The organism is Mucilaginibacter gossypii, from assembly GCF_900100945.1.
Classification (GTDB): domain Bacteria; phylum Bacteroidota; class Bacteroidia; order Sphingobacteriales; family Sphingobacteriaceae; genus Mucilaginibacter; species Mucilaginibacter gossypii.
On record NZ_FNCG01000039.1, the window covers coordinates 1 to 8,093 of the forward strand.

Here is an 8,093-nt window from a genome sequence, read left to right on the forward strand (position 1 = left end):
ATATGATGAAGCTTATGCAGGCTTGCTTTCATGCCGCTGATTACTTCTCTGCTGCTGGTGCATCTGTTAAAAACGCAGTAAAGCATCGTTACAAGATGTGTATAGGTATCAAAGTAACGGTAGTAGAGATCGTGATCCCCACGTCTTGCTAATGATCGAACATTATTACGATCTATTAAACCTAATAACTGATTCAGGACCGGCTGTCCGGTAAAAAAAGTACTTTTGCTCATGTTGTGTATTTAAGTGTGGTAACTCAAATATCAACACAAAGGGGTAGTCTTTCGGCTATCCCTTCCTTTTTCCCTAAAAAATCTTTACCGGACAACAGTGAAATAAATTCGGCATGACGGCAGGTATATGTAATGTTTACTATCCCTTTTTCTCTCCCTCATTCTTTTTCAAATGCCCTTCAAGCTGCGGGTTTTGAGGTGGAAGGGTTTTTACGCGGTGTTCAACCTCGGTTTGCTGAACATGAACGGCATAATCTGCGGGCTCGATATGGCTACCGCTGGCCTCCGCAAATACCTGGGTAAACTCGGCACCGATGTACAATATGGCCGATGTATAATAGATCCAAACCAATATCACAATAATAGAACCCGCCGCGCCGTATGCCGACCCTTGCGCTGTATATTGGATATAAAGGCTGATCAGATACTGCCCTATCATAAACAGGATAGCTGTAAATACCGCGCCGCTGCGCACATCCCGCCATTTGATTTTAACATCGGGCAAAAACTTGAATATGATGCCAAACAAGGTAGTGATCACCACCAGGGTGATGCCCAGGTTTAACGCCTGGACAAATACTTTCGTAAAAGAATCGATACCGGGAAAAAAATGCTGGATCTGATCCTTCAGGGCACTTATGACCAGGTTGATAATAAGCGATGCCAGCAACAGGAAGCCCAGGCTAATGATGAGCGAAAAGGACACAAACCGGTTTTTCAGCAATTGCATCCAGCCGCTTTTAGGCTTGGCTTTAACCCTCCAGATCATATTAAGCGAATCCTGGATCTCGATAAAAATACTGCTCGCGCCCAATAAAAGCGTAACCACACCAATAACAACTGCTATGCCCGATTTCCCGGATAGCGCAAGGTGTTTTAACGCATCCTGAATTTGTGCTGCAGGTGTTTTACCAACATAACGAACAATTTCGGGATACAACCGCTCGGTTGCGGCATCCTGTCCAAAAACCAGGCCGGCTACAGATATTACTATAATCAATAAAGGGGCAATTGAAAAAACGGTGTAGTAAGCCAGCGAGGCGCTTAATTTTAAGCCATTATCTTTTGAAAAGCCCGTGAACGATGCCAGCAACACCTTCCATAGTTGTTTAAAGTATGCTTTGCTTAAAAACTTCATGCCTGTGTTTTTGTAGATTAATGCTTATTCGTGAATGGTTAAGCAATATTGATGCCTTTTGTAGGGCTAATTAAATAAAAGTTGTGAGTTTTGGACGGGCTTAAAATATTTATAGGGCCTGTACCGGAATATCCAGCAGCTCATATTTTTCCCAGCCCGTAAAGTCATAATGCCACCATTCGGTTGAGATCACCCTGAAGCCGTATTTGGCCATTATCGTTTTTAATAATTCGCGGTTTGTAATTTGCTGCGGCGGTAAATCCATATAGTTTGCCCCGGTCTTACGGCTAAAGCTATCAAAGCCGGTTGGCATATCCAGTTCTTTTCCGGTTTTAATGTTGATAAGGGAAAGGTCAATAGCGCAACCACGGTTATGCTTTGAGCCTTTGCGCGGATCGGCTACAAAATTGGTATCGGGGGCCATTTCATAAAAATTAACGGTAACCGAATATGGCCGATAGGCATCATAAATTTTAAGGCCAAGACCCTGCATTTTTAATTCGGCTTCAACCTGCTGAAGCGCTTTTACAACCGGAAGCCTTGCATAAGCTTTGGCCGTTGTGTACATACGGCGGCGCATAAAATTGTTAGTTGTAGCATACCGCAGGTCTAAGATAATTTCGGGGATATATTTCTTTATTTCAACCAGCTGTTTATCCGGGTTTGCTTTAACCTGTAGTTTATAGCGGGCAATACCATAAATTTTTGCACTGTCGATATATTTATAGTGCTGCGCATTAACACGCAAAGTACACGCTACAAACATCAGCAATATCAAATATCGATGATTCATATTATCAGTTTACCTGTGCGATACGATCAGCAAATCGAGGTCTTTGCAGGGGATCGAGAAACGCTCGCCAATGTGTTTATTGGTAAGCTGGCCCTGGTAAATATAAACCGCGTTACGCACCCCCGATTTTTGCCAGATGAGGTTTTTGATGCCGCCCATATCGCCAATATCAAGCAGTATAGGTGCAAAAATATTGGTGAGCGCATAGGTAGCGGTACGGGCCACACGCGATGCGATGTTAGGCACACAATAATGAATTACATCATATTTGCGAAAAACGGGGTGGGTATGATTGGTAACTTCGGATGTTTCAAAGCAACCTCCCTGGTCAATACTTACATCAATGATCACCGAGTCGCGTTTCATGCGGCTAACGGTTTCCTCGGATATAATACAGGGGCTGCGGCCATCTTCGGCACGGAGCGCCCCTATAGCCACATCGCAGGTGGTGATGGCTTTTTCCAATACAATAGGCTGTACCACCGAAGTGAAAACGCGGTTGCCGATATTGTTTTGCAGGCGCCGGAGCTTGTATATCGACGGATCGAACACCTTAACCTCGGCACCCAATGATATGGCGGTGCGTGCCGCGTATTCGCCCACGGTTCCGGCACCCAGAATCACAATTTCGGTTGGCGGAACGCCGGTTATACCGCCCAGCATCAGGCCTTTGCCTTCAAAAACGTTGCTTAAATATTCGGCTGCTATAAGTATGGAAGTAGCGCCCACAATTTCGCTCATAGCCCTCACCACCGTAAGGGTATTGCCCTCATCGCGCAAATGCTCAAAACTTAGCGCGGTGATCTTTTTGGCCATCAGCGCCTGAATGCTTTCGGCCTTGAGCGTAGCGATTTGAAGGGTAGAGATCAGAAGCTGCCCGGGCTTCATCAGCTCAATTTCATGAGTGGTAGGAGGGGCTATTTTAATAATGATATCGGCCTCGTAAACCTTTTTGGTATCATATACTATCTGCGCGCCCTGTTCACTGTAATCCTTATCCGAAAAATTGGCGGCCTGCCCGGCATTACTCTCCAGCATCACTTCGTGGCCGTTATTAACCAGCAGCGCTACCGACAGCGGGGTCAAGGGCACACGGTTTTCCTGGAAGGAAACCTCCTTGGGAATGCCGATGTATAGCTTGTTCTTTTTGCTTTTTACCTCCAGCAACGACTCCTGGGGCTGCAACATTGCTTGCTTGGCAATATCCGAAAACCCGCTATATATCCCTGAACTCATGATGTGTTTTTTTTAAGGCTGTTGAAGATAAGAAAAAACGATGTATGATAAAACTAAATATTTTCCATGCTGATGCTGCGCGAGGTGCTGTCCAAAACCCGGATCCGGATGTTGGTGTAACGGTTCGGCAGCAGGTCGGGAATTTTTTCGGGCCACTCAATAAAGCAGTAGGCATCGCTGTAAAAATATTCCTCATAGCCCATATCCAATGCTTCTGTTTGATTTTTAAGGCGATAGAAATCAAAATGAAAGATCCTGCTGTCGCGGCCGGTGTATTCGTTTACGATTGAAAACGTCGGACTGGTTGCCTGTTCTGTTACGCCAAGTTCTTCGCATAAAGCTTTGATGAGCGTTGTTTTGCCCGCCCCCATTTCGCCATAAAAAAGAAAAATTTTATTCCCTGCCGAGTTGGCCAGGATGGCTTCGGCAGCCTGCGGTAATTGAGATGTTGAATTTACAGATAGTTGCACGTGTTATAATTTTTTTCTATACCATGTCATTTTGCGAGCGCAGCGTGGCAACCGCATACTACAGAGAGCAGCTGTGCTTGCGTGTGATTGTTTTTTATAATGACGTGATCGTAAATTATTGATTATTAAATATATTTTTTTGATCGATAGTAATGTGGGCGTTGCCTGCGGCCCGTGCTATCCGCTCATACTGCACAAGCATTAGCCACAAGGCCGGTATCCGCTAGTATCACTAACGCTGCCCCCGCACATCATCGCTAAAGCCTATCTAATACGCCATCACGGTTTTTCAGGAACTCCCCCGGTGATTACTCCCCACGACATCTTTTTATTTGCCCAAAAATACTCAAAATCCCTAAATTATAAATTAGCTGTCAATGCTTTAAAAAAACCCTTGCATCTTATCGCTCTTACAGGAAAATAAAAAGTCCCGCCGGGCAGCAGGACTTTTTATATAAAATATCATTAATGATTAATTGATGGATAATGGCAAATAAATACCGAAGGTAATATTGCGCCCCATGTTATAAATGCCAAATTCCGGATCTTCCGAACTTATACGACCGGGCTTAAGACGGCTAAGCGCGTCGTAGTACTTGATGTTGGCCAGGTTATTACCCGATACATACAGTTTAACTGGTTGTTTGCCAAAGTTAACCGTTGTGCCCAGGCCGGCATTTAATAGCGTGTAGCCTTTGGTGCCGGTTTCAAAAGCGGAATCATAACGGTACTGGTTAAAGAAATTATCAATACCTACCGAAATGTATGATTGTTTCACCCCTTTAATAGTTGGCTCAAAACGCAGCGTATTTTTCAGCGTACCTGCAGGGATGAACGCCAGCGGCCTGTCGAGCGTGTTGTTTCGGGCATAAGTATAACCAAAGGTATTTTCAAAATGAATGAAGCTTACCGGGTGCAGGGTAAAGTTACCTTCGACGCCATACAGGTTAGCATTAACCTGGTTGTAACGGTATACATCAAACTGGCTCGGGCTACCGGCTCCGTTTACGGCCTGTGCTACATCCCCCTGTTTGTGCGACGCATAAATAAAGTTGTGGATATAGTTTTCATAGATCCCTAAACTGGCACTTACAATTTTGTCGTCGTATTGCATGGTAGCGTCAACCTGGTAACTTCTTTCAGGCGCCAGGTTAGGGTTGCCTATTTCATAGCGGAAAGTACCTTCATGTACACCGTTGGAGCCAAGTTCGGCCGGGTTTGGCGCACGGAAAGCCGAGCCGGCGTTGGCCTTGAAATTCAAATTGTCATTAAACTCATGCGTATAACCCAACGCTCCGCTTATGTTCGAAAATTTGTTGGTAAAGGGGGTAAATTTGGCTTCGCCATCCTCAACCAGGCCTTTGCCCTTGTTTTTACGATAATCGTACCTGATACCGGCATTAAAGGTGTTTTTATCCCAGGTTTTTTTGATGTATGCGAAAGCGCCCACGCCATAAGTATCATAAGCCGGGATCAAAAACTCCGAGCCTTTGTTTAAACTATGGCCGATGTCCGAACTCGCGCCAAAAACAGGTTGCCATCCGTTTGCTTCGGTAACATAATATTTTACATCGCCCGAGTACGTATTCAAATCAAAGAATAGGGAAGGATCCGGTCCGTCGAGCTCGCGGCGTTGGTTTTTCTGGTAGCCGAGGTTCACTTTCAGGTTGCCCCCTTCGGTAATGAAGTTGTTATCCCAGTTTATTTTATAATGACGGATATCCTGTTTAGGGTATTCAAGCGTGCGGCTTTTATATTCATCCTGCGTAAACGGTGTGCCATCGTCATGCAAAAAGTTGAGACCATTAGCAGGCTCCGGATCGTAAAAACCGATATTGTTTTTAAAATAGCTAAGGTTGATATGCGAGTAACCCCACGATTTATTAAGACCGATCATGCCGCTCAGGTCGGTTTCATTAAAACCGGAGTTAGGGAAATAGTAGTCTGGCGTTTTAAAGGAGTAGGCGTTTTTGTAGCTGCCGCGGGCACGCCATACCAGTCCGTTTTCGTTACCGGTAAGCATCAATGAAGTTCCGGTTAGGCCGTTGTTGGTGGAGTAGTTGGTTAAAAACTCACCTTTGATCTGCCCGTCGGGCGGGGTAAGTGGTTCAAGCAGGTTTATAACACCGCCCAGCGCGTCTGATCCGTATAGCAGTGAAGCTGCCCCGCGAAGCACCTCTACTCTGTCCGAGCTGTATTGATCAATCTCAATACCGTGTTCATCGCCCCATTGCTGCCCTTGTTGTTTAACCCCGTCGCTCAAAGTAACTACACGATTATAGCTTAAGCCGCGGATAACCGGTTTGGAAATAGAGGGGCCGGTAGTGATCTGTGACATGCCCGGCACCTGGTGTGCAAGTGCGTCGATGAGGTTGGTTGACTGTCTTAACAAGCCATCGCGCCCCACAGCTGATACTGACGTGCTGTTTTGTTTATTATTAGCGCTGATAGCTGTGCCGGTAATAACCACTTCGTGGGTTTCGATAATACTCGACTGCAATTCAAAAACCAGCGGAGTGCCGGCCGAAAGATCAACTATTTTGGTAAGGGATTTATAACCCACATATTCTATCGAGAACAGGAACCTGCCCCTGTTGGGTAATGATTTAAAGGAAAACTCGCCATTAGGATCGGTGATGGCAGATATTTTTAATTCGGGGATAGTAATCACAGCACCCGGTAAGGTTTGTTTTGATTGCGCGTCGACCACTCGGCCTTTAACAATAATAACATCTGCAAATGCGGAAGCCTGCACCAACAGCAATATAATGAAGCTTATAAGCTTTAATTTCATGATAAAAGATTAAGAAAATCAATAAATACCGTTATTAACAACGGCTATGTTTTGAGGAAAGAGTAAGGTAACCTTAAGCAATAACCGGAGGGGCGCGGCCGGCGGCAAGGATAAGCGCAAGGCTTACAAAATTGTAATCGCCGGGTTTAAAAAAATGATCAGAAGTTACAAGAGGGATAAAAAATGAACTGTTGCTAACGGCCACAGCATCGGTATGGTGCATGGCATCGCACAGCAAACATTTTTCTTTAACAGTTTGCTGACCAACAGCCATATGGCTGTGTTTGGTAATTCCCTTGATCAACGCGTGCTGGTGCGAATAAACCATATATTGCCCGGCCGCAAAGCAAACAAGCAGCAGCCACGCAAATACAATATGTAAGCGGTTTTTTTTCACAGTCAACATCCCTTTAACGGAATACGGCAAAAATAAGTATTAAAACGAGAATATTAATGCAACATTGTAACAATAATGTGGTGTTTATAGTTCATAGATGATGGTTCATGGTTTAGTGTTTGATAGAAAAAGGCCACATTGCACATTTTACTATGAACTATCATCTATGAACCATGAACTAACATAAAATGATAGGTCATGGCTTTGGCGTTTGTTAGGAAAAAGCCATTTGCCAGATTTTTACTATGAACCATCAACTATGAACCATGAACTAATCTATCTTTGCCAAATATGACACCTGCTGAGATTAATAAAAAATGGGATGTGCTGCAGCAGCGGATAGCTGACGATTTTGATAACGAAAAGCCCGATATAAAGGTGATGCTTTTTTTGATCGGGGTACAGGAGCTGGGCCAGGGGCCGCGTAAGTTCAGCAAGCGCCAAAAGGAAGAGCTGATGCATATCGCAACCTGCCGCTTAATGAGCATGATGGGTTTTTACGAGCTTGAAGGCCTTGACCAGGATGGCTGGCCACACTGGAAACGCGTAAAAGTAATCCCGAACTATACCCTGCTTGAACAGGAAATGATGATGAAATCGCTCATTGTAAATTACTTTGAGGAGATGGATGGGGCAGAATAGTGAGTGGTTTATTGGGTTGATAACAGGGCTTTATAATTCCCCTCTTGAGAGAGTAATAGCCCATGAAAAGGCAGGAATAATTTGTATATTTATGATAATGAATATCATAGAGACGATTAAGCGTTTTCCAGATCAGTCCAGTTGCATAGACTATCTTGAAGGATTAAGATGGCAAGGATTGCCAGAATGCCCGTATTGCAACAGCAAACGGAGCAGCAAGCGCCAGGAAAGCCAACGGCATATTTGCAATAGCTGTAACCGCAGCTATAGCGTTTTGGTCGGCACTGTTTTCGAGGGCACCAAACTTCCTTTGCCGCAATGGTTTTTGGCTATTTCATTAATGCTGAATGCGAAAAAGGGGTTATCTGCACGTCAGTTAAGCAGGGATCT

At 44.6% G+C, this 8,093-nt stretch carries 9 protein-coding genes; 2 read left to right on the forward strand and 7 right to left on the reverse strand.

Features of this window, described 5'->3' with window-relative positions; translation table 11 throughout:
* From BLS28_RS31665 to BLS28_RS30375, 7 genes are all read right to left on the reverse strand, one after another.
* Nucleotides 1-233 (reverse strand): DUF4372 domain-containing protein (locus BLS28_RS31665; RefSeq protein WP_143020926.1); only part of this gene is annotated, 233 nt, incomplete at its 3' end.
* Between the two features lie 139 nt (nt 234-372).
* Nucleotides 373-1,371: a YihY/virulence factor BrkB family protein gene (locus BLS28_RS30350; RefSeq protein WP_091176607.1), complete on the reverse strand. Its 999-nt coding sequence runs from the start codon at nt 1,369-1,371 to the stop codon at nt 373-375.
* A 109-nt stretch (nt 1,372-1,480) separates the two neighbouring features.
* Nucleotides 1,481-2,164: a M15 family metallopeptidase gene (locus BLS28_RS30355; RefSeq protein ID WP_091176609.1), complete on the reverse strand. Its 684-nt coding sequence runs from the start codon at nt 2,162-2,164 to the stop codon at nt 1,481-1,483.
* 9 nt (nt 2,165-2,173) lie between these two features.
* Nucleotides 2,174-3,400: an alanine dehydrogenase gene (locus BLS28_RS30360; protein WP_091176613.1), complete on the reverse strand. Its 1,227-nt coding sequence runs from the start codon at nt 3,398-3,400 to the stop codon at nt 2,174-2,176.
* Nucleotides 3,401-3,453: 53 nt separating this feature from the next.
* Nucleotides 3,454-3,870: a tRNA (adenosine(37)-N6)-threonylcarbamoyltransferase complex ATPase subunit type 1 TsaE gene (tsaE, locus tag BLS28_RS30365; protein ID WP_090532637.1), complete on the reverse strand. Its 417-nt coding sequence runs from the start codon at nt 3,868-3,870 to the stop codon at nt 3,454-3,456.
* Between the two features lie 472 nt (nt 3,871-4,342).
* Entirely contained in the window at nt 4,343-6,664 is a 2,322-nt protein-coding gene (locus BLS28_RS30370) for a TonB-dependent receptor (protein ID WP_091176617.1), read from the reverse strand.
* 73 nt (nt 6,665-6,737) lie between these two features.
* Nucleotides 6,738-7,061, reverse strand: coding sequence for a hypothetical protein (locus BLS28_RS30375; RefSeq protein ID WP_143020927.1), 324 nt, complete (start codon nt 7,059-7,061; stop codon nt 6,738-6,740).
* A gap of 291 nt (nt 7,062-7,352) precedes the next feature.
* Here BLS28_RS30375 and BLS28_RS30380 point away from each other — a divergent pair, with 291 nt between their 5' ends.
* Both BLS28_RS30380 and BLS28_RS30385 read left to right on the forward strand, forming a co-directional pair.
* Nucleotides 7,353-7,703, forward strand: coding sequence for a hypothetical protein (locus BLS28_RS30380; protein ID WP_091176622.1), 351 nt, complete (start codon nt 7,353-7,355; stop codon nt 7,701-7,703).
* A 97-nt stretch (nt 7,704-7,800) separates the two neighbouring features.
* Nucleotides 7,801-8,093 (forward strand): transposase (locus BLS28_RS30385; RefSeq protein ID WP_176844617.1); only part of this gene is annotated, 293 nt, incomplete at its 3' end.

Excerpts from the sequence above, each read along its gene's own strand:
- BLS28_RS30350 (WP_091176607.1), bottom strand. The coding sequence starts at position 1,371 with ATGAAGTTTTTAAGCAAAGCATACTTTAAACAACTATGGAAGGTGTTG.
- BLS28_RS30355 (WP_091176609.1), bottom strand. The coding sequence starts at position 2,164 with ATGAATCATCGATATTTGATATTGCTGATGTTTGTAGCGTGTACTTTG.
- BLS28_RS30380 (WP_091176622.1), top strand. The coding sequence starts at position 7,353 with ATGACACCTGCTGAGATTAATAAAAAATGGGATGTGCTGCAGCAGCGG.
- BLS28_RS30370 (WP_091176617.1), bottom strand. The coding sequence starts at position 6,664 with ATGAAATTAAAGCTTATAAGCTTCATTATATTGCTGTTGGTGCAGGCT.
- BLS28_RS30360 (WP_091176613.1), bottom strand. The coding sequence starts at position 3,400 with ATGAGTTCAGGGATATATAGCGGGTTTTCGGATATTGCCAAGCAAGCA.